General features: G+C 40.7%; 19 protein-coding genes, 1 tRNA gene and 1 pseudogene. 6 read left to right on the top strand and 15 right to left on the bottom strand.

Translation table 11 applies throughout. The annotated features are described in order from the left end of the window. Nucleotides 1–7: 7 nt before the first annotated feature. The 11 genes and pseudogenes from CSHOW_RS05245 to CSHOW_RS05195 form a co-directional block, all read right to left on the bottom strand. Nucleotides 8–895 (bottom strand): hypothetical protein, encoded by an 888-nt coding sequence (locus CSHOW_RS05245; RefSeq protein ID WP_002947686.1) that lies wholly within the window; start codon nucleotides 893–895, stop codon nucleotides 8–10. Continuing rightward, a complete protein-coding gene (locus CSHOW_RS05240; protein WP_002947688.1) occupies nucleotides 888–1,709 on the bottom strand; it encodes an ATP-binding protein in 822 nt (273 codons plus the stop codon). The genes CSHOW_RS05245 and CSHOW_RS05240 overlap by 8 nt, the downstream gene beginning before the upstream one ends. After that, a pseudogene (mshL, locus tag CSHOW_RS05235) lies at nucleotides 1,699–3,299 on the bottom strand (pilus (MSHA type) biogenesis protein MshL). Before mshL ends, CSHOW_RS05240 begins: the two are co-directional and overlap by 11 nt. After that, nucleotides 3,277–3,705 (bottom strand): hypothetical protein, encoded by a 429-nt coding sequence (locus CSHOW_RS05230; protein ID WP_039895154.1) that lies wholly within the window; start codon nucleotides 3,703–3,705, stop codon nucleotides 3,277–3,279. Before CSHOW_RS05230 ends, mshL begins: the two are co-directional and overlap by 23 nt. Next, nucleotides 3,684–4,334, bottom strand: coding sequence for a type 4a pilus biogenesis protein PilO (gene pilO, locus CSHOW_RS05225; protein WP_002947695.1), 651 nt, complete (start codon nucleotides 4,332–4,334; stop codon nucleotides 3,684–3,686). Before pilO ends, CSHOW_RS05230 begins: the two co-directional genes overlap by 22 nt. After that, nucleotides 4,334–5,845, bottom strand: a complete 1,512-nt coding sequence (locus CSHOW_RS05220) for a hypothetical protein (protein WP_002947703.1) — start codon at nucleotides 5,843–5,845, stop codon at nucleotides 4,334–4,336. Before CSHOW_RS05220 ends, pilO begins: the two co-directional genes overlap by 1 nt. A 107-nt stretch (nucleotides 5,846–5,952) precedes the next feature. Next, entirely contained in the window at nucleotides 5,953–6,822 is an 870-nt protein-coding gene (era, locus tag CSHOW_RS05215; RefSeq protein WP_002947704.1) for a GTPase Era, read from the bottom strand. Beyond that, nucleotides 6,819–8,141, bottom strand: coding sequence for an HslU--HslV peptidase ATPase subunit (hslU, locus tag CSHOW_RS05210; protein ID WP_002947706.1), 1,323 nt, complete (start codon nucleotides 8,139–8,141; stop codon nucleotides 6,819–6,821). Before hslU ends, era begins: the two co-directional genes overlap by 4 nt. Nucleotides 8,142–8,148: 7 nt before the next feature. After that, nucleotides 8,149–8,682 (bottom strand): ATP-dependent protease subunit HslV, encoded by a 534-nt coding sequence (gene hslV / locus CSHOW_RS05205; RefSeq protein ID WP_002947707.1) that lies wholly within the window; start codon nucleotides 8,680–8,682, stop codon nucleotides 8,149–8,151. Next, nucleotides 8,683–9,129, bottom strand: coding sequence for a 50S ribosomal protein L9 (gene rplI, locus CSHOW_RS05200; protein ID WP_002947709.1), 447 nt, complete (start codon nucleotides 9,127–9,129; stop codon nucleotides 8,683–8,685). A 13-nt stretch (nucleotides 9,130–9,142) separates the two neighbouring features. Then, nucleotides 9,143–10,366: an argininosuccinate synthase gene (locus tag CSHOW_RS05195; protein WP_002947711.1), complete on the bottom strand. Its 1,224-nt coding sequence runs from the start codon at nucleotides 10,364–10,366 to the stop codon at nucleotides 9,143–9,145. A 166-nt stretch (nucleotides 10,367–10,532) separates the two neighbouring features. On the opposite strand from CSHOW_RS05195, the gene CSHOW_RS05190 reads away from it, so the two are divergent. The 5 genes from CSHOW_RS05190 (at nucleotide 10,533) to CSHOW_RS10545 (ending at nucleotide 13,379) form a co-directional block, all read left to right on the top strand. Then, nucleotides 10,533–10,778 carry a S4 domain-containing protein gene (locus tag CSHOW_RS05190; protein ID WP_039895162.1) on the top strand — a complete coding sequence of 82 codons (246 nt, stop codon included), beginning with the start codon at nucleotides 10,533–10,535 and terminating at the stop codon, nucleotides 10,776–10,778. Beyond that, nucleotides 10,775–11,176 (top strand): tRNA (adenosine(37)-N6)-threonylcarbamoyltransferase complex ATPase subunit type 1 TsaE, encoded by a 402-nt coding sequence (gene tsaE / locus CSHOW_RS05185; RefSeq protein ID WP_002947714.1) that lies wholly within the window; start codon nucleotides 10,775–10,777, stop codon nucleotides 11,174–11,176. Before CSHOW_RS05190 ends, tsaE begins: the two co-directional genes overlap by 4 nt. Then, complete coding sequence (gene lptB / locus CSHOW_RS05180; protein WP_002947715.1) at nucleotides 11,169–11,897, top strand: LPS export ABC transporter ATP-binding protein; 729 nt, start codon at nucleotides 11,169–11,171, stop codon at nucleotides 11,895–11,897. The genes tsaE and lptB overlap by 8 nt, the downstream gene beginning before the upstream one ends. Then, nucleotides 11,897–13,159 (top strand): RNA polymerase factor sigma-54, encoded by a 1,263-nt coding sequence (locus tag CSHOW_RS05175; RefSeq protein ID WP_002947716.1) that lies wholly within the window; start codon nucleotides 11,897–11,899, stop codon nucleotides 13,157–13,159. Before lptB ends, CSHOW_RS05175 begins: the two co-directional genes overlap by 1 nt. An 88-nt stretch (nucleotides 13,160–13,247) precedes the next feature. Further along, nucleotides 13,248–13,379 carry a hypothetical protein gene (locus tag CSHOW_RS10545; protein ID WP_257792034.1) on the top strand — a complete coding sequence of 44 codons (132 nt, stop codon included), beginning with the start codon at nucleotides 13,248–13,250 and terminating at the stop codon, nucleotides 13,377–13,379. Between the two features lie 32 nt (nucleotides 13,380–13,411). Here CSHOW_RS10545 and CSHOW_RS05170 read toward each other — a convergent pair whose 3' ends face one another. From CSHOW_RS05170 to CSHOW_RS05155, 4 genes are read right to left on the bottom strand one after another with little or no spacing between them, the layout of a single operon-like run. Further along, nucleotides 13,412–14,227, bottom strand: a complete 816-nt coding sequence (locus tag CSHOW_RS05170) for an adenylosuccinate lyase (RefSeq protein ID WP_002947717.1) — start codon at nucleotides 14,225–14,227, stop codon at nucleotides 13,412–13,414. A 35-nt stretch (nucleotides 14,228–14,262) separates the two neighbouring features. Next, nucleotides 14,263–14,985 carry an arginyltransferase gene (locus CSHOW_RS05165; RefSeq protein ID WP_232501995.1) on the bottom strand — a complete coding sequence of 241 codons (723 nt, stop codon included), beginning with the start codon at nucleotides 14,983–14,985 and terminating at the stop codon, nucleotides 14,263–14,265. Beyond that, nucleotides 14,979–15,200: a hypothetical protein gene (locus tag CSHOW_RS05160; protein WP_002947719.1), complete on the bottom strand. Its 222-nt coding sequence runs from the start codon at nucleotides 15,198–15,200 to the stop codon at nucleotides 14,979–14,981. The genes CSHOW_RS05165 and CSHOW_RS05160 overlap by 7 nt, the downstream gene beginning before the upstream one ends. Further along, nucleotides 15,193–16,659 (bottom strand): acetyl-CoA carboxylase subunit A, encoded by a 1,467-nt coding sequence (locus CSHOW_RS05155; RefSeq protein ID WP_002950241.1) that lies wholly within the window; start codon nucleotides 16,657–16,659, stop codon nucleotides 15,193–15,195. The genes CSHOW_RS05160 and CSHOW_RS05155 overlap by 8 nt, the downstream gene beginning before the upstream one ends. A 389-nt stretch (nucleotides 16,660–17,048) precedes the next feature. Between CSHOW_RS05155 and CSHOW_RS05150 the strand changes: the two genes are divergently transcribed. Further along, nucleotides 17,049–17,125, top strand: a tRNA-Arg gene (locus CSHOW_RS05150). The last annotated feature ends 439 nt before the right edge of the window (nucleotides 17,126–17,564 follow it).

The raw sequence follows: 17,564 nt of genomic DNA, 5'->3' as shown, positions 1-17,564 counted from the left end.
TTTTATTCTATAAAGCTGTATCGTCTTCTATTTGTCTCATTAGATCCTCGATATTTGCAGAATTTGCCTTATCGTTATATATCTTAAGAACACTTATAGCATCATCTTTTTGCTTTAGGTTATATTTTGACTTTGCAAATATTATCCAGCTCTCTTCATTATTGCTATCAAGCTCATTTGCTATCAACGCCCATTTTTCACTATTTTTATAGTCCTTAACATCATAGTATCTTCTTGCAATAAGTAGTGCAATGTCAGAGCTATTTGATTTTTCAAATTTTGCTGTTAATTCATCTACCGAAACTTCAGAACCAGAAGATTGTATTTGGAATTTGTTTATATTTTGCAAGCCACCAATACTCTTTGCGGGTATGTGTTTTTCAGAATCAAAATTTATTACTTCTTCCGTTGGCGTTTTTACCGCAACTTGTCTGCCGCCAATATTTTTTTGGGCATTACTAATCTGCTGTATATCGCTTGCATTAACCCAGCCGTGTTGCTGAATTTCTGTATTTATATTATCTGAGATATCTTCGTTTGCAATGCTATTATTTTGCGTGTTTTGCGTGTTTTCTGTTCCGCCAAAATTGTCAGAATTTAGCAAGGTATTATTACTTGGATCGATTTTCTGCTCAGGCTCAACATTTTCAGAATGTTTTATAATCTTTTGACTATTTTCCCTGGTATCATTACTAATTGTTGTATTATTTGTATTATTTATTAGTGAATCTTTTAATAAATAAAAAGTAAGCGATGACACAGAAACAGATATAGCTAAAACAGCTGAAATAGCATATATATAGTTTTTTTTATCCGAAAACTTAAACTCTTTTCTCTTTTTGTCGTAGGCTCTCCATCGCCTTTCTAGCTCCAATATCTCATATGTTTCAAGCATCTATAAGCTCCGATTTGATGGCTGCCATCTCTAAAATTTTTGTTACCATTTTGTCACCGCCTATTATAGTTGGTTGATTTGCATCAAAATATTCGTAAAGTTCAAAAATATTAAACATTAATTTATTTAGCATTCTTAAATTTCCCTGGCTTAATTCATTTAGAAGACGAAATTGTTCTTCGGTAAATTTTAAAAAAATATAGAAAAACTGACTATTTTGTAACTTATTTTCCAAATAAACTTTCATCTCCTCTGTATCAATAGAGCCCATCTCTATACTTTCCCAAACTCTTGACTTAAAGTAATCTCTCGATAGTACATCTTTATCAATCGTTTCGTGCGTGGCAAAAACAAATTTAAATAGACCGCTATCTGACATTATACGAATTTTTTCTAGTAAAATCTCAGGATAAAGCTGTGACTCGTCAAGAATAACTATTACTGGTTTTTTATCTTGACTATCTTCGATTTTAGCTTCGTATATTTTAATAAACTGCTCATAGCTTTCAATTTTTTCCTGAGATTCTTTTCTAAAAATACCTTCATACAATGATTTTACAAATTCTGATTCATTGAAAAAGGGATATGGAAAAAAAATAATGTCACTACGATCTTTAAGATCGCTGACAATTTTTTTTAGCAAGAATGTTTTTCCACACCCAGGCTTGCCGTAAAATAAAATTAACTTGGCAGGCTTTTGCAACAAATCTAAAATTTTTTTATATGCAATAATAGACTTATCTAAATTTATGTAGTTATTTTCTTGTGCTACATCAATAAATATATTTTTTAAAGTAGTATATTTATTGCTCATACGTTGACCTCGAAAAACCTAAATCTTTAAGAGACTGATTGATTGGTGTAGCATTTGATGTGTCAACTATTCTTGGGGTTATGATAAATACAAGTTCTGTTGTCCTAAGATTATCTTTTGTGCTTTTAAATGCATGTCCAAGCACAGGGATGTCTCCCAAGAATGGTACCTTTGTATTTTCCTTGCCTTTAGACTGAGCTATAAGCCCACCTAAAACGATTGTATCACCGCTATTTACCTGCACAACAGTAGAAAGCTTTTTTTGTATAGTATCTGGTGCGATTTCTCTTATGGTTGTGCTTTGTCTAACATCATCTTCATTGTATTTGAAGCTGCTAAGAGATGGATTAATACGGAGCATAATCTTATTATCGTCTGAAACCTCTGGTAAAATGTTAAGCAAAATTCCTATAAAAACAGAATATTGCTTATAGGTTATAGTGGTTTTACCATTTAAAGCGTTATTGTTTTGGCTTTCTTCCTGAACTCTATAGTTTACATTATCTCCCACGGAAATTAGGGCCTGTTGATTATTTAAAGTTGTAATTTTTGGGCTTGAAACAACTTTTGTTCTCCCATTTGTTTCTAGAAAATTTAAAACGCCGTCTAAATTAAAATTAAAACCTGCAATCAAATTCATGCTTTGAGAAAAACCACCGCCAAGACCGTTTCCTCTATTTGACCAAAATAGGTCGTTTGCCGGAATTAGTCCATATGTTCTACTTAAAGTGGTCGTAGGATTTCCAGCAGCGTCTTGTCCTACTGTTTCAGTTACGCCAGTTACGACCGTACGATTGTATAATCCGGTTTTAAAACCTATATTAAATTTACTCCAGTCAACACCTTTTGTGTAACTATTGGCAAGCTCTACGGATATTATAGATACGTCTATGACTACTTGTTTTTTAAGTCTTTCTTGAATATCTTTAATGTATTCAGAAACTCTTCTAAGCTGTGCTGCTGTGCCGGTTACAGTGACTAAACCCGCATTGGCATTGATGATAGGATCCGGCGCAACGATACTTTCTGTAGTATTGTTTAGTATCGCTTTAATTTCAGTATCTAATTTTTCCCAAAAATCAAACTTTTCAACTGTCCTTATAATATTATCAAGCTTGCCGCCGCCTTTAGTAATATCTGTAGATCCACTATCTTCTTCTCTCTCTCCTACTTCTATTGGGGCAGAATCAACAGAAGCTTTTGTTATAGCGGTTCCTTCCCTTACAGATGTTATATAATCAATCTTAAATGTTTTAGTCTGGAGAGACGAAATTTTTAGTATATCCTGAGAAAAGGTATAGCTCATATCTTTTTCGGAGAGCAAAAGGCTAAAAATTTCATTCAATGTTTTATCTTTTATATTGATTCCAAAAAGAGGTTCGCTTATGGCGTCTTTAGCAAATTGATCTTTTGTAACAACACTAAAATGACACATATCGGATAGTTGCGTCAACACCTCTTGAACTGAAACTTGTTCATTAATTTTAAGATTAAAAACCCTTTTTCACAACCATTGCCATATGCTGATGTTAACGATATTGCGGCTATCATAGATATTTTAAATAATTTATTTAATTTTGATAATGACATTTTTATTTGCCCCTTTTGTTAAATTTAAGTCAATCTTTTCATCTTTATTTGCTAAAGTAATACTTTTGGATCCAATGTTTACCAGTTCATATTCACCTATTTTATCTTTTACCCGATACCAATGTCCGCTAATTTTAGCTTTATTGCTAAATATTGCCTGCAAATCAAAAGTTTGATTATCCGAAACATTATTGTTATTTTCAATGCTAACGGCTTTTGTTTTTAAAAAAGGATCAGATATGGTTTTTAGTTCGGATTCATTTAAGCCTTTACGTTGCTCATTTATCGCGCCGAATAACTGATTATAATGCTCTATCTCTTCTTGAGAATTATTCGCCACGGATATTGAGCAAAATATCGCTAAAAAAAACAAAGTATAAGATCTCATTGATATTTCATCCCCCATATGTAAATTCCCATATTTCCTCTTAGTTTGCCATTTGTAGAATTTATATCTATATTATTCACATCTACTACCAATTTAGATTCTTCAATGGCATTTATGTAACTTATGATATCTCTATAATCACCGTCAACAGATATGTTTATATCAAGTACTTGTTCTATTTTCTGAGCATTAGGTTCTTTAAATGTATTTATTATTTTTGTTATTTTTACATTATTCTTATTTGCTAAGAATGCTAAATTATCTAAAAAATCAGCCCAACTCTGTTCATTAAAAATTAGATATGATAGTTCTTTTAATTTATTATCAAAGTACTGATTCATATTTTGGGCATCAACGAGCTTATTTTGCTGTTGCATTAACTCATTTTGTTTTTGATTAATCATAAAATTTCTATCGCTACCTTGACTAACAGTGCTCAAATAAGAATTTACTTTATTAAGATCTTTAGTTATTTGATCATTTTCCCTTATTGAGTCATCATAATAATTTTGCGCATATGGTATTACCGCATAGTATGCTATTGTAGCAGATAAGAAAAAAGCAACAATTAACATCATTGTTACTTCGCTAGGTTTTTTTTCGTCAAAGTAATTATCTATTTTCGTAAGTGTATTATCTTTTCTCATTATTTAATCTTTATAGTAACATTTGTTTCATATGAAGGTACTCCATATTTTTTATCTAATAAAATTTCCTTTGTTAATATAGAGTATTTCTCTGAAGTATTTACATTTTGCATCAATTCCGTTAACTTTTTTTCATCTTTGCTTACTAACGTAACTTTCATGTCTCTATTTGAGTTATTTATTCTTGCGGTTTGTATATCTTTGTTGTTTATTAGATTGCTGAGCTCAAATAACACAACGCCCTTCATCGGATAACTAACTTTTTTATCATAAATTTCTTTAATAGTGTTTTTTCTAAAATCAATTACAACTTGCTCTTCCTCGATAGATTTTGATACACCTGAAATTTGTTGTTCAAGGGCTGCTATTGCCCCTTCTATCCTTATTTTATCTGCATTATTGATTTCATATTCGCTTTTTTTATCAGCAGTGTCTACGTCGGTAATAATTCCTGACACATAAAGATACAATGGATATAGTAATCCAATTAGTAGTCCAAGCAGTGTATATAGTATTAATTTACCGCTATTGCGTTGAAATAGCGGTAGTGGTCGCAGAAAATTGGAAAAGTTAAAATCGTTTTCTTGTGTTTCTTTGTAATATTGTGAATTGATTGCCATAATATTGTGAATATTATCAACTTCAACTTCTTTTGAATTTATGGCAATATTTAGATCAAGGTAATTAGTGGGTATACTTACTTTTTCTTGTATAAATTCTGCAAAATTACCCATTTTTACGTCAGTTACTAAATTTATATTTGAAACATTTGATCCCACAAAGCGACTTAAGCTATTTATTAAATCTCCTATGTAATAGGAAATCTCATCAAATATTTCAACTATAAAATCCCTACTTCTATCATCTTGAGTATTTGTTCCATTTTTTATGATATTTAAAAAAACATTATCATTTAGCTTATCGCCGCTTAAAGTAGCAAATTTCTCGCTAATATTTTTTATTGAATACCTAAGCGGTCTTGATTGAACATACTCTCCACTTTGATAAATAGCTATAAAAGCATCATCATCCTGCAACACCACGAAAGCATCGGTATTTTGGGCTGAAAGCATATTTTTTTTATAAAGCGCATGAAACATTAGCGGGGCAGCCACCACATAGTCTATATATGGAATTTTTTTAAGAGCCAAAGAGAATAATTGATCGGTTGATAAAATGTCAGATATAAATACGTTAAAAATTTTAGTTTCAGACGATATGCCTAAAGTTTCGTTATACACAATTTTATACTCAGAAGACGGATCTAGACCAAACTGCTCATAAACCTTGATTGTTATTAAATTTGATATATCATCCTCGTCTGTTGATAGCGGTATTTCTACACTACCTGTCATCATGTCTTTATATTTGATGTATGACGTAAAAAAGCTATTTTTATTTGCTTTGCTTAGGTCTATTTGGGAAACTTTATTACCTGAAAAGGCATATGAAGTTTGCAAATACGGATCATGCGTTATTATGTTTGCTACTTCATTTTTATTTTTTGCCATTTTTAAGCATCCTTCAATATAAACTTCAAATTCTAAGTTAGTTTTGCCCTATACTGGGCAACTTGCCGCATCTATTATACCATAAAAATATATGACTTAATATTTATTTATAAAATATTCAAGCTTTTTATAGTTTTTTCGTCTTTACGCCAGTCTTTTTTAACCACTACAACGAGCTTTACGAAGATTTTTTGTCCCGTAAAATTTGATATTAACTTTCTTGAATTTATCCCGATTCTTTTGATGGTTTGTCCGCTTTTGCCGATAATCATAGATTTATGTATCTCGCGTTCGGTGATTATGGTGGCATAAATTTCAGTTATTTCCGGTTTTTCTTTGACTTTGTCTATGAGCACGTCGGTAGAGTAGGGGATCTCGTCGCTTAGATTATCGTAGAGCGCCTCAAGGATAAATTCGCGGAAAATTTCCCTTTCGTTTGTCGGCGTTAAAAACTCGGGGTCGTAAAAATACTCGTGCTCTGGCAAAAGCTTGCAAATTTCATCCAAAAGCGGCTTTTTGTATGTTTGCTTTTTGACGCTAAAAGGCAAAAGCGCTGTAAATTTATCTTGAAATTTTTGATATTGCGCGATTTTTTCAAGCACTTTGGCGTTTGAGACTTCGTCAACCTTGGTGAGCACCAAGATATGTGGTTTTTGCGGATTTAAATTTAGAAATTTGACGTAGTCGTCTATGCCGTCGTGAATGGGCGCCAAAAACACGATCGCGTCACAGTCGCCCATGGATTTTATCGCTTCGTTTATCATGAGCTTGTTTAGCGTTTTGTTGCTCTCGTGAAGCCCCGGCGTATCTGTAAAAACGATCTGATCTTCGTCATTCATCACGATGCCGCTGATCTTGCGCCTCGTGGCGTTTTGCTTGTGCGAGACGATGGTGATCTTCGCATCAAGCAAAAAATTTAAAAGCGAGCTTTTGCCTGCATTCGTACGGCCTATGATGCTTGCAAAGCCTGATTTCATAAGATATATCTCGCCAGATCTTGATCCTCGACGACGTCTGAAAGGCGCTTTCCTACGAGGGCTTTGTCTACCTCTATCGTTTCGCCGCCGTGCTCGTTAGCCTCAAAGCTGATATCCTCTATCACGCGCTCGATCACGGTGTGTAGGCGTCTAGCGCCGATATCTTCCATTTTTTCGTTGGCGTTTTGAGCGATTTTTGCGATAGCCTTTATAGCGTCATCCGTAAATTTAAGCTCAACGTTTTCGGTTTTTAAAAGCGCTTCGTATTGTTTGAGTAGCGAATTTTTAGGCTGAGTTAAAATTTGATAAAGCGCATTTTCATCTAGACTATCAAGCTCAACCCGCAACGGAAAACGTCCTTGAAGCTCCGGGATTAGATCGCTTGGCTTGCTGATGTGAAAGGCGCCCGCGGCGATAAAAAGTATGTGGTCGGTCTTTATGGCGCCAAATTTAGTCGTCACCGTCGAGCCCTCCACGATAGGTAGTAAGTCGCGCTGTACGCCTTCTTTGCTCGGATCTTGCCTGCCTGAGTTTCCGGAGCTCACCGCGACTTTGTCGATCTCGTCGATAAAGATTATACCCTCGTTTTCGGCTCTTCTCACGGCTTCGGTTTTGATGCTCTCCATATCTAAAATTTTATCGCTAGCTTCGTTTTTGAGCGCCTCTTTTGCGTCTTTTACCTTCATCTCTTTTTTGACGGTTTTGTTGCTTAGGCCGATGATTTTGACGAAGCTCTCTTGCATTTGTGCCATATCGGGCGGTACGTTCGCACCCGCGTCAAAGCTATTTTGCACGATCTCTATCTCGATGCTTAGATCATCTAGATCGCCGTTTTCTAGCCTGCTCATCATCTTTTCGTAGCTTTTTTCGTAGTCTGCTTTTTTCTCTTCGCTTGCACCCGTCGGCAGAGGCGGCAGGAGTTTTTTTATTATCTTATCTTTTACGTATTCGTCGATTTTCTCGCGATTTTTCTCGCGCTGTTCGGCTTTGACCAAATTTACCGACGCAGCCGCCAGGTCGCGCACCATGCTTTCTACGTCGCGTCCGACGAAGCCCACTTCGGTGTATTTGCTAGCTTCTACTTTGATAAACGGCAAACCCATCATCTTTGACAAGCGCCTTGCGATCTCGGTTTTGCCCACGCCAGTCGAGCCTATCATCAGGATGTTTTTTGGCATGATATCGTCTTGCATCGTTTTATCTAGTTTCATCCTGCGGTAGCGGTTTCGTAGCGCGATGGCGATGATCTTTTTTGCGTCTTTTTGCCCGATGACGTAATCGTCTAAAAATTTCACTATCTCTTTTGGGGTTAAATTCATCTTTTCTCTATTCTAAAACGTAGGTTTTTATGTTCGTGTTCGTATAAATGCAAATTTCGCCAGCGATCTTTAGGCTCTCTTTTACGAGCTCTTCTTCGTCGATCTGGGCAAATTTATCCAGCGCTCTTGCGGCGGAGAGAGCATAGTTTCCGCCGCTTCCTATAGCGGCTATTTTGCCGTCTTCGGGCTCTACAACGTCGCCTGTTCCGCTCAAAAGAAAAATTTTCTCTCTATCAAGCACCAGCATCATGGCTTCTAGTTTGCGCAGGTATTTATCCTTGCGCCACTCTTTGCTAAACTCGATCACCGCCTTTAGCAGGTCGCCTTTGGCGTGCTCGAGGTTGTTTTCAAACATATCAAAGAGATTAAACGCATCTGCGGTACTGCCGGCAAAGCCCGCTAGGACCTTGCCGCCGTGGATTTTGCGTATTTTTACCGCATTGCCTTTTAGCACCGTGTTGCCAAAGCTCACTTGTCCGTCGCCGCCGATGACCGATTTATTCTTGCCTTTGTAGGCTAAAATGGTAGTCGCGTGAAACACTTATTCGCCCTCGACGTCTAGTTTTAGCGTAGCTCGCACGGCGTGGCCGAGCTTGACGTCCACTTCGTAGATACCGGTCACTTTTATAGTGTGCGCAAAATCAAACGCCTTTTTATCTACGACTAGATGATGATTTTTTTCTAGCGCTTCTGAAATTTCATCCTTCGTTACCGCGCCAAATAGCGCGCCGTTTGCTCCGAGCGGCTTTTTAACTTTGAGCGTGATTTTTTCGATCTCGGATTTTAGTTTTTCTATATTTGCGATCTCGTATTTTAGCTCCTCGGCCTTGCGTTTTTGTTCGGCTTCGTACTGGCGCAAAACATCGGGAGTCGCGGCTTTAGCAAAGCCTTTGCCGATTAGGAAGTTATTTCCGTAGCCTTCCTTTACCTCTTTGATTTCGCCGGCTTTTCCGAGCGATTTTACGTCTTTTATTAGTAGTACTTTCATTTTTATCCTTTATTTAGTTAAATTTGCGTCCGTTTTTGCGTCCGATGATAAATCTTAGCGCATTTAGCTTGATAAATCCGTTCGCGTCTTTTTGGTCAAACACGCTGTCTTCTTCAAACGTGCAAAATGCTTCGCTAAAGAGATTGTCCGTCTTGCTGTCGCGTCCTAGCACGATGACGTTGCCTTTGTAGAGCTCGACTTTGACCGTGCCGTTTACGCTCTCTTGGCTCTTGTCGATGAGCGCTTGTAGCATGATACGCTCAGGCGACCACCAGTAGCCGTTATAGATGAGTTCTGCGTAGCGAGGCATTAGCTCGTCTTTTAGGTGCGCCGCGCCGCGGTCTAGCGTGATGCTCTCGATCGCACGGTGAGCTTTTAGCATTATCGTACCGCCAGGAGTTTCGTAGCAGCCGCGGCTTTTCATGCCGACCGAGCGGTTTTCTACTAGGTCTAGTCTGCCGATGCCGTGTTTTGCGCCTAGGCGGTTTAGCTCGGCTAGCAGTGCGGCAGGGCTCATTTTTTTACCGTTTATGCTAACCGGATCGCCTTTTTCGTAGCCGATTTCTATTATTTCGCTTTCGTTTGGCGCGTCTTTCGGGCTTACCGTCCAGCGCCACATATCGGCTTCCGGAGCGTGAGCAGGGTTTTCAAGCACTAGACCCTCGTAGCTGATATGAAGTAAATTTGCGTCCATAGAGTAGGGGCTTTTGCCCGGTTTCTTTTCTATTTTGATGCCGTTTTTTTCGGCGTATTTTAGTAGCTTTTCGCGGCTGTTTAGATCCCACTCGCGCCAAGGAGCGATGATGGTTAGGTTGTCTCCCAGCGCGTAGTAGCCTAGCTCGAAGCGCACTTGGTCGTTGCCTTTGCCGGTCGCTCCGTGGCTCACGCCGTCGGCGCCTACTTTGGCAGCGATTTCGGCTTGCTTTTTAGCTATTAGCGGGCGAGCTATCGAGGTGCCTAGCAGATACTCACCCTCGTAAACGGCGTTTGCTCTAAACATCGGAAACACGAAATCTCGCGCAAATTCTTCTTTTAAATCCTCTATAAATATATTTTCGGGTTTTATACCGAGCTCCAGCGCTTTTTGGCGTGCGGGCTCTAGCTCCTCGCCCTGACCGATATCGGCGGTAAAGGTCACCACTTCGCATTTATACTCGTCTTGCAGCCATTTTAAAATAATGCTCGTATCAAGTCCGCCCGAATAGGCGAGAACGACTTTTTTCACGTCTTCTTTCATTCTCTATCCTTTATATTGAGATGACGCGTATTTTAGCCAAATTTGATTAATTTGGAATAAATATTTCCGCTAAAATCGCGTGCGCCAAACGTCAAATTTACATTAAATTTAATATGTAGCTGCGAGGAATTAAAAATTTAAGCCAAATTTGGCTAAAATCGCCGCCATGAGAGTAGATAAGTTTTTAAATACCGTAAATATCACAAAAAGGCGCGCGGTCAGCGAAGATATGTGCAAAAGCGGCGTCGTGAGCGTAAACGGCGTCGTCGCCAAACCGGCCAAAGAGGTCAAGATCGGCGACGTGATAACGATCAAATTTCTAGCCAAAGAGGCGCGCTACGAGGTGCTAGCGATCCCAGAGACCAAAAGTATCCCAAAATCAGCCCAAGCGCTATACGTAAAAGAGCTATGATAGAGCTAAATTTGGGACTTGGCGAGCTTAGCGAGGTGGTAAAAATTTTACCCCAAAGCGGTGTCGTTATCTTGCAGGGAAATTTAGCCAGTGGCAAAACGACGTTAGTAAAAGCCATCGTAAAGGCTCGCGGCATCGATACGGAGGTTACTTCGCCCACGTTTTCGGTCATGCAAAACTACGGAGATAAAATTTATCACTACGATATCTATCAAAACGGACTTGACGCGATTTTACAAAACGGACTTTTTGAAAATTTGCTAGAAGATGGACTTCATCTAGTAGAGTGGGGCGACGAGCGACTGGAAAAGGCGCTAGAAAATTTGGGCGAAAAATGCGTCAAGGTAGTCATCTCACCTAGCCAAAAAGGGCGAAAATACGAGGTTTACGGTGCATAAATTAGAAGTTAAAGATTTACAAAAAACGATCAAAAAAACAAACATCATAAAAGGCATCTCGCTAGAGGTCAAAAGCGGCGAGGTAGTAGGGCTGCTGGGGCCAAACGGCGCGGGTAAAACGACGACGTTTTATATGATATGCGGGCTTATCTCGCCATCTAGTGGCAGCGTGTTTTTAGACGGCGCGGACGTGACGAAGGTGCCGCTACACAAGCGCGCGCATATGGGGATCGGCTATCTGCCGCAAGAATCAAGTATATTTAAAGACCTCTCCGTCGAGGAAAATTTACTACTCGGCGCCGAGATATTATATAAAGACGAAGCCGTCCGCGAGAAAAAAGTAAACGAAATGCTAAATTTGCTAAATATCGAACCCATACGCTTGCGAAAGGGCGTGAGTCTAAGCGGCGGCGAACGCAGACGCTGCGAGATCGCTAGAAGCCTCATCATTACGCCTAAATTTTTATTACTTGATGAGCCCTTTGCCGGCGTCGATCCGATCGCCGTTAGCGATATACAAAGCATCGTTCGCGACCTAAAAAAACTCGGCATCGGCGTGCTCATCACTGACCACAACGTCCGCGAGACGCTAGCCATCTGCGACCGCGCCTACGTGATCAAGGACGGTAGCCTGCTAGCTAGCGGCAGCGCGAACGAAGTCGCGAACAACAAACTCGTGCGCACCCACTATCTGGGCGAAGAGTTTAAATTTGTAGAATAATGCTAAAGCAAACTCAAGCTCCCAAAAATAAGCTCTCGCACACGTTGCGTTCGTGGCTGCCGATACTAAGCAGCAGCGTCGAGGAGCTAAAGGAGACGCTTGAGCCGTTTTTGGCGGATAACCCGTTTGCTAGCGTGCAGCAGCGAAATTTAAGCGAGCTGCCAAGCGCCGCGCCCTCCAAAAAAGACAAAAACTTCTTCAAAGAAATATCAAAAAACAGCGTAACCGACAATATCGAAAGCTTTAGCGTGGCTAAAATCGGGCTTTACGACAAGCTAATGGGGCAGATAGATAAGCCCCTTTTCCCGACCGAAAAATCCCAAAAAATCGCGATGAAAATCATCGAGTGCATAAACGAGGAGGGCTACTACGAGCCTGAAGTCTTTGACGAATTTAGTGAGGCGGAGATCGAGTCGGTGCGAAAGCGCTTTGCCTACCTAGAGCCCGCAGGCATCGGCGCAAAGGACTATAAGGAGAGCTTTTTATTTCAGCTTGAGGAGCTAAATTTGGATGAGAAGCTCTTTGAAAGCGCTAAAAAGCTTGCGTTAAATTTCGAAAATCTCTCCCAAATGCGCAAAATCCCGCTCTACAACGAAGCTCTCGCCGTCATCAAGAGGCTAAAAAATCCGCCCGCGATCGAGTATATGAGCGAGGCTGCGGCGATCATCCCGGATATCGTCATTGACACGAGCTCGGGCGGTATCGAGGTGCGGATTAACGACGACTTTTACCCAGAGATCGTCATCGACGTCGAGGGGCTGGACGAAAAAGAGAGCTTCGTCGCCTCGCGCGTAAAAGAGGCAAAAGACCTCATAGACGCGCTTGATATGCGAAAAGCTACGCTGCGAAAGATCGCCCTTATGCTGGTGGAGTATCAGTATGATTACTTTTTTGGCGGCGACATCAAACCTATGCGCCTAAAAGACATCGCCGAGGATCTGGGGCGAAACCCGTCAACTATCTCGCGCGGCATATCAAACAAATACCTCGAGTGTTCGCGCGGACTGGTACCTATAAAGAGCTTTTTCTCCGCCGCGATCGACGAGGACGTCTCAAATAAGGCTATCAAGGATTTCGTGGCAAATCTCGTTCGCAACGAAAATCCTGCCAAGCCACTTAGCGACCTGAAAATTTTGGAATTTATAAAGAAGGAATTTAACGTCGAGGTCGTCCGCCGCACGATAACAAAATACCGTCTCGCGCTAAATATCGGCAGCTCCAGCGAGCGCAAAAAGACCTACCTGCTGCAATCGGGGAAGTAAATTTAACCAAATGAGTGCAAATTTGTGAGTAATGTTAAATTTGAGCAGGTTTTGGATGCGGCTCGCGCTTTTAAATTTTGCAATAATAATGTATAGATTAGCGATGCCTTCTATGCTCAAATTTGGTTGCAAAATCCGTCTAAATATCTCGCGCCATAAAATCAGCACCGCCCGTAAAGATGCAGTGCGTGTGCCGCACGCAAATTTAAGCATGGTTTAGCGTCAAATTTGCTCAAATTTAAAAAAGCAAATTTACTCCGCCCCCGCCTCAAGCTCCTTAAAATATGGCTTCAAACTCTCATAGGCGTTTTGGATACGCTGAAACTGCGTTTTGCACTCGTCCAAAAGCTCCGGGCTAAGCGCGGCGTGAAAGTCTGGGTGATGGGCCTTGACGAGCTCCAGATATCGGTTTCGCACCTCCTCAAAGCTATCGTTTTTATCGCACCCAAGCACCGCAAAATGGTCCTCGAAAAGGCTAGCCAGCGCGGCAAATTTGGCTTCGTTTTTCTTGGCGCAGATTTTGATCTGTTTTTTAAATTTTTCAAATTCCTCTTCGTTATAGTTAAAGATGATTGAAAATTTCATATATTCGCTCTTGTTAAACAGCTCCTCTAGTCGCGCGCACTCGCCCAAATTTGCGATATTTAGGGCGATTTGACCTTCGGCGGATAAAATTTGCTTTGACTCAAAGCCCTTGATGATGTGCGAGATAAAGGACTCGTTTGAGCGATCAAAGCTAAATATCGCGCCGCCCCGCACAAATGCGACATCGACGAAAACCATAGCTTTTAGCGAGTTTGGTTGGATGTAGTGCAGTTTGATAGTTTTATACTCGGCGAAGTTTAAATTTACGTTTTTTAGCTCGTATCTTTGGCAGAGTTTTTTTAGAAATTTGACGAAATATTTGCGCTGAACCTTCTCGTTTTCGTCGTAAAACGACATCACCTTGCCTTTTTGCCCCAGCGTTTTGGCGAAATTTCGCTTTATGAGCGCTTGCAGCTCGAAAAACAGATCGGCGTCTGATGTTTCTATGCTTAGAGATTCTAGATTTTGACTTACTTTTATCAAATTTTGCCTTTATAAAACGCACTTGAAAGCATTTTTTATTCCGCTTTTTCCCACACGGGCGTTTCATCTAGCTGGACGTATTCGCACAGGCGCTCATATGGCTTGTAGTCTGCTTTGTAGGCTAGGCTAGGGCAGTCTTTGACGTAGTAGCCTAGATATATCCAGCGTAAATTTAACTGCCTAGCTAGTAAAATTTGCTGATAGAGCGAGTATCTGCCGATGCTAAGATCTGCAAAATCAGGATCGTAATAGCAATAAACCGCCGAGATACCGTCGCTAAGGATATCGACGAGATCGACGCCGATGAGCCGGCCGCCGGCAAAATACGCTATCTCCTTGCCAAACTCTGCGTGCCCCGCGACGTAGAGCTCGTAGTAGCGGCGAAAGTCCAGCTCGTAGTACTTCCACTCGCGCTTTTCTTGCATAAATTTATGGTATTTTTTGTATAGCGCCACGTGCGCGTCGTCTATGAGCGGCTTTGTTAGGATGATTTTGGTATTTTCGTTTTTACGCATCGTGCGGCGGGCTGATTTGCTAAATTTAAAATTTAGCGCATCAACCCTGATATTTACGCACTCGTGGCAACCCGCGCAGTTTGGCTTGGAAAAATACTTGCCAAAACGCCTAAAGCCGCGCCTGGCAAGAGCGTCGTTTACGGCAAAGTCGCAGCCGTCCACGTAGCGATACTCCATGCGCGAGTCCCTGTCCTTTAGGTAGGGGCAGGGGCTGGGCAGGGTGGAAAACGGCACGACTAGCACTTTTTGATATCCGCGTCCTTGACGTAGGCTAGAAACTCGTCGCGCAAAATTTGCTCTTTGTGCGCGATGGCTTCTTCTTTGCTGAAGGTTTTTGGTTCAGGCTTTAAATTTTGCTTCGCGGCGTTTTTGGCGGCTGAATTTGAGCTCAAATTTGCATTTTGCTCTTTTTGAAGCTCTTTTTTTATATCCTTTAAACTATCGAAAAAATCATTCATCCGCGTGCTCCTCTTTAAATTTTCTAGCGTCTTTTACCCTTTGTATCGCGGCAGCGATTGCAGCGATCACCTCTTCATTATCCTCGTTGTCTTTGGTTTTCATCTTTTCTAGCAGGGTAGGCATCTTGTTTTCGACGTATGACGTATCGAAAAATCCTCGCCTAAAGTCGCGCTCCTTGCTAATGCTGAGCAAAAACGGGATCGTGGTTTTGACGCTGCCCTCGATCGTAAACTCATCTAGAGCGCGTTTTAGTTTATTTACGGCTAGGTCGTAGCTAGGCGCACGCACGATGAGTTTAGCTAGCAAGCTATCGTAAAACGGTGGTATCTGATAGTCTTTATATAGGTGGCTATCGACGCGCACGGAAGGGCCCAGAGCAGGGTAGTAGCCGGTGATCTCGCCAGGGCTTGGGATGAAGTTTTGCCACGCGTCCTCGGCGGTGATACGAGCCTCGATCGCAAAGCCCTGCGTGATGACGTCGCTTTGCTCCATGTCTAGGATCTCGCCCGCTGCGATACGAATTTGACGCACGATGAGATCCACGCCCGTGATCTCCTCGGTCACGCCGTGCTCGACCTGGATACGAGTGTTCATCTCCATAAAGTAAAAGTTGTTATAGTCGTCGAGCAAAAACTCGATCGTGCCGGCGTTGGTATAGTTTACGGCCTTTGCCGCGGCGACTGCGGTCACGCCCATGCTTTTTCGCAGGCTTTCGCTCATCGTCGGACTAGGTGCGATCTCGAGGATCTTTTGGTGGCGGCGCTGGATCGAGCAGTCTCGCTCTGCTAAGTGGATGATGTTGCCGTATTTGTCGCCTAAAATTTGAAACTCAATGTGGCGCGGATTTACGACGTATTTTTCCATGAAAACTTCGTCGTTGTTAAAAAACGCCTTAGCCTCGCGCGTGCAGCTTTCAAAGCTAGATTCTAGCTCTTCTTCTTTCCACACTACGCGGATACCGCGTCCGCCGCCGCCGCCGCTAGCTTTTAGGATGACGGGATAGCCGATACGTTCGGCGTAGAGTTTGATATTTTCTATCGTTTCGTTGTTTAGCTTTTCGGTGCCGGGCACGATAGGGATGCCGTTTTTATTCATCAGATAGCGTGCGATGTTTTTGTTGCCCATTTTGCGGATGACGTCGGCGGTAGGCCCGATGAAAACCAGCCCAGCGTCCTCGACCTCTTTGGCAAATTCGTAGTTTTCGCTCAAAAATCCGTAGCCCGGGTGTATGGCGTCCGCGCCGCAAGCTTTTGCTACCTCGACGATGCGCTTGGCGTCTAGGTAGCCCTTGATTGGGTCGATGCCGATCTGGTAGGCCTCGTCGGCTATCTTGACGTGCAGGCAGTCTTGATCGGGCTTGGTGTAGATAGCGACGTTTTTGATGTGTAGGTCTTTGCAGGCTCGGATCACGCGAACGGCGATCTCTCCGCGGTTTGCGATCAAAATTTTATGTATCACTTGGCTTTCCTTTCTTATCGTTTTTTGAATTTTACTCTTTTTTGCTTGCTGATGCTTGAATTTTGCTTTTTTAGAACATGATCTTTGCATGCAGTCTTTAAATTCGCTATTTTTGCTATTAAATTTTTAGCTTGTACTGCCTTTATCTATATATTTTAATGCTCGGTAGCCAGGCGCGCTTATTTTTAATTAAATTTGCTACATAAGATAACATAAAGATTTTTATAGATGGTTAAATGTGGCAAATTTAGTACATAAATTTGAAATTTGATGGCCTTACGGCAAATTTTGATGTAGTAGGGTGGGTAAAAAACGAAATTTTTGCAAATATATCAAAAATTAGAAAGATTTAAGAAACCTTTGGCTATACTTCACATTTCTTTTAAAGTGCGCTCGTAGCTCAGCTGGATAGAGCATTTGATTGCGGTTCAAAAGGTCAGGGATTCGAATTCCTTCGAGCGCACCATTTATTCATTTATAATTAACCCTTTTTCACAAATCTTTTTTATTTATCCTTGCTTTTCTTTTGGTTATATTTTCTTGCTTTAAGTGGTTTTGCATATAAATTATATGAGCAAAAACTTTTAGAGATAAAATTTAAATCGTTAGATCTTGAGTAAATTATTGCTTTGTCTTTTAAATTTTCTTGCGGCTTACTAAAAACAATCATTTAATTCTTATCTTGGATAAAAAATATAAAAACTACTCAATTTTTATGATACATAGTTTAATGCTTATAATAATAGGTCAAAAAGTAAAATGCAGACTATTTTTGCTATTTTGTATTGAAAACTATAATTTTCAAATAAATATTTATATCTCTTTTGTATTACCTCAATATCTTCAGCAAATGCCGAAAACATGGTTTTTCTTAACGTTTTACCTTTTGAATTAAAACAATTTAT

The sequence above is a fragment of the Campylobacter showae genome (assembly GCF_004803815.1).
Classification (GTDB): Bacteria; Campylobacterota; Campylobacteria; order Campylobacterales; family Campylobacteraceae; genus Campylobacter_A; species Campylobacter_A showae.
This window is presented reverse-complemented; position numbering and strand designations above follow the sequence as displayed.

Coding starts and splice junctions, on each gene's coding strand:
- CSHOW_RS05245 (WP_002947686.1), bottom strand. CDS start 895: ATGCTTGAAACATATGAGATATTGGAGCTAGAAAGGCGATGGAGAGCC.
- CSHOW_RS05240 (WP_002947688.1), bottom strand. CDS start 1,709: ATGAGCAATAAATATACTACTTTAAAAAATATATTTATTGATGTAGCA.
- CSHOW_RS05230 (WP_039895154.1), bottom strand. CDS start 3,705: ATGGGGGATGAAATATCAATGAGATCTTATACTTTGTTTTTTTTAGCG.
- pilO (WP_002947695.1), bottom strand. CDS start 4,334: ATGAGAAAAGATAATACACTTACGAAAATAGATAATTACTTTGACGAA.
- CSHOW_RS05220 (WP_002947703.1), bottom strand. CDS start 5,845: ATGGCAAAAAATAAAAATGAAGTAGCAAACATAATAACGCATGATCCG.
- era (WP_002947704.1), bottom strand. CDS start 6,822: ATGAAATCAGGCTTTGCAAGCATCATAGGCCGTACGAATGCAGGCAAA.
- hslU (WP_002947706.1), bottom strand. CDS start 8,141: ATGAATTTAACCCCAAAAGAGATAGTGAAATTTTTAGACGATTACGTC.
- rplI (WP_002947709.1), bottom strand. CDS start 9,129: ATGAAAGTACTACTAATAAAAGACGTAAAATCGCTCGGAAAAGCCGGC.
- CSHOW_RS05195 (WP_002947711.1), bottom strand. CDS start 10,366: ATGAAAGAAGACGTGAAAAAAGTCGTTCTCGCCTATTCGGGCGGACTT.
- CSHOW_RS05190 (WP_039895162.1), top strand. CDS start 10,533: ATGAGAGTAGATAAGTTTTTAAATACCGTAAATATCACAAAAAGGCGC.
- tsaE (WP_002947714.1), top strand. CDS start 10,775: ATGATAGAGCTAAATTTGGGACTTGGCGAGCTTAGCGAGGTGGTAAAA.
- CSHOW_RS05175 (WP_002947716.1), top strand. CDS start 11,897: ATGCTAAAGCAAACTCAAGCTCCCAAAAATAAGCTCTCGCACACGTTG.
- CSHOW_RS10545 (WP_257792034.1), top strand. CDS start 13,248: ATGTATAGATTAGCGATGCCTTCTATGCTCAAATTTGGTTGCAAAATC.
- CSHOW_RS05160 (WP_002947719.1), bottom strand. CDS start 15,200: ATGAATGATTTTTTCGATAGTTTAAAGGATATAAAAAAAGAGCTTCAA.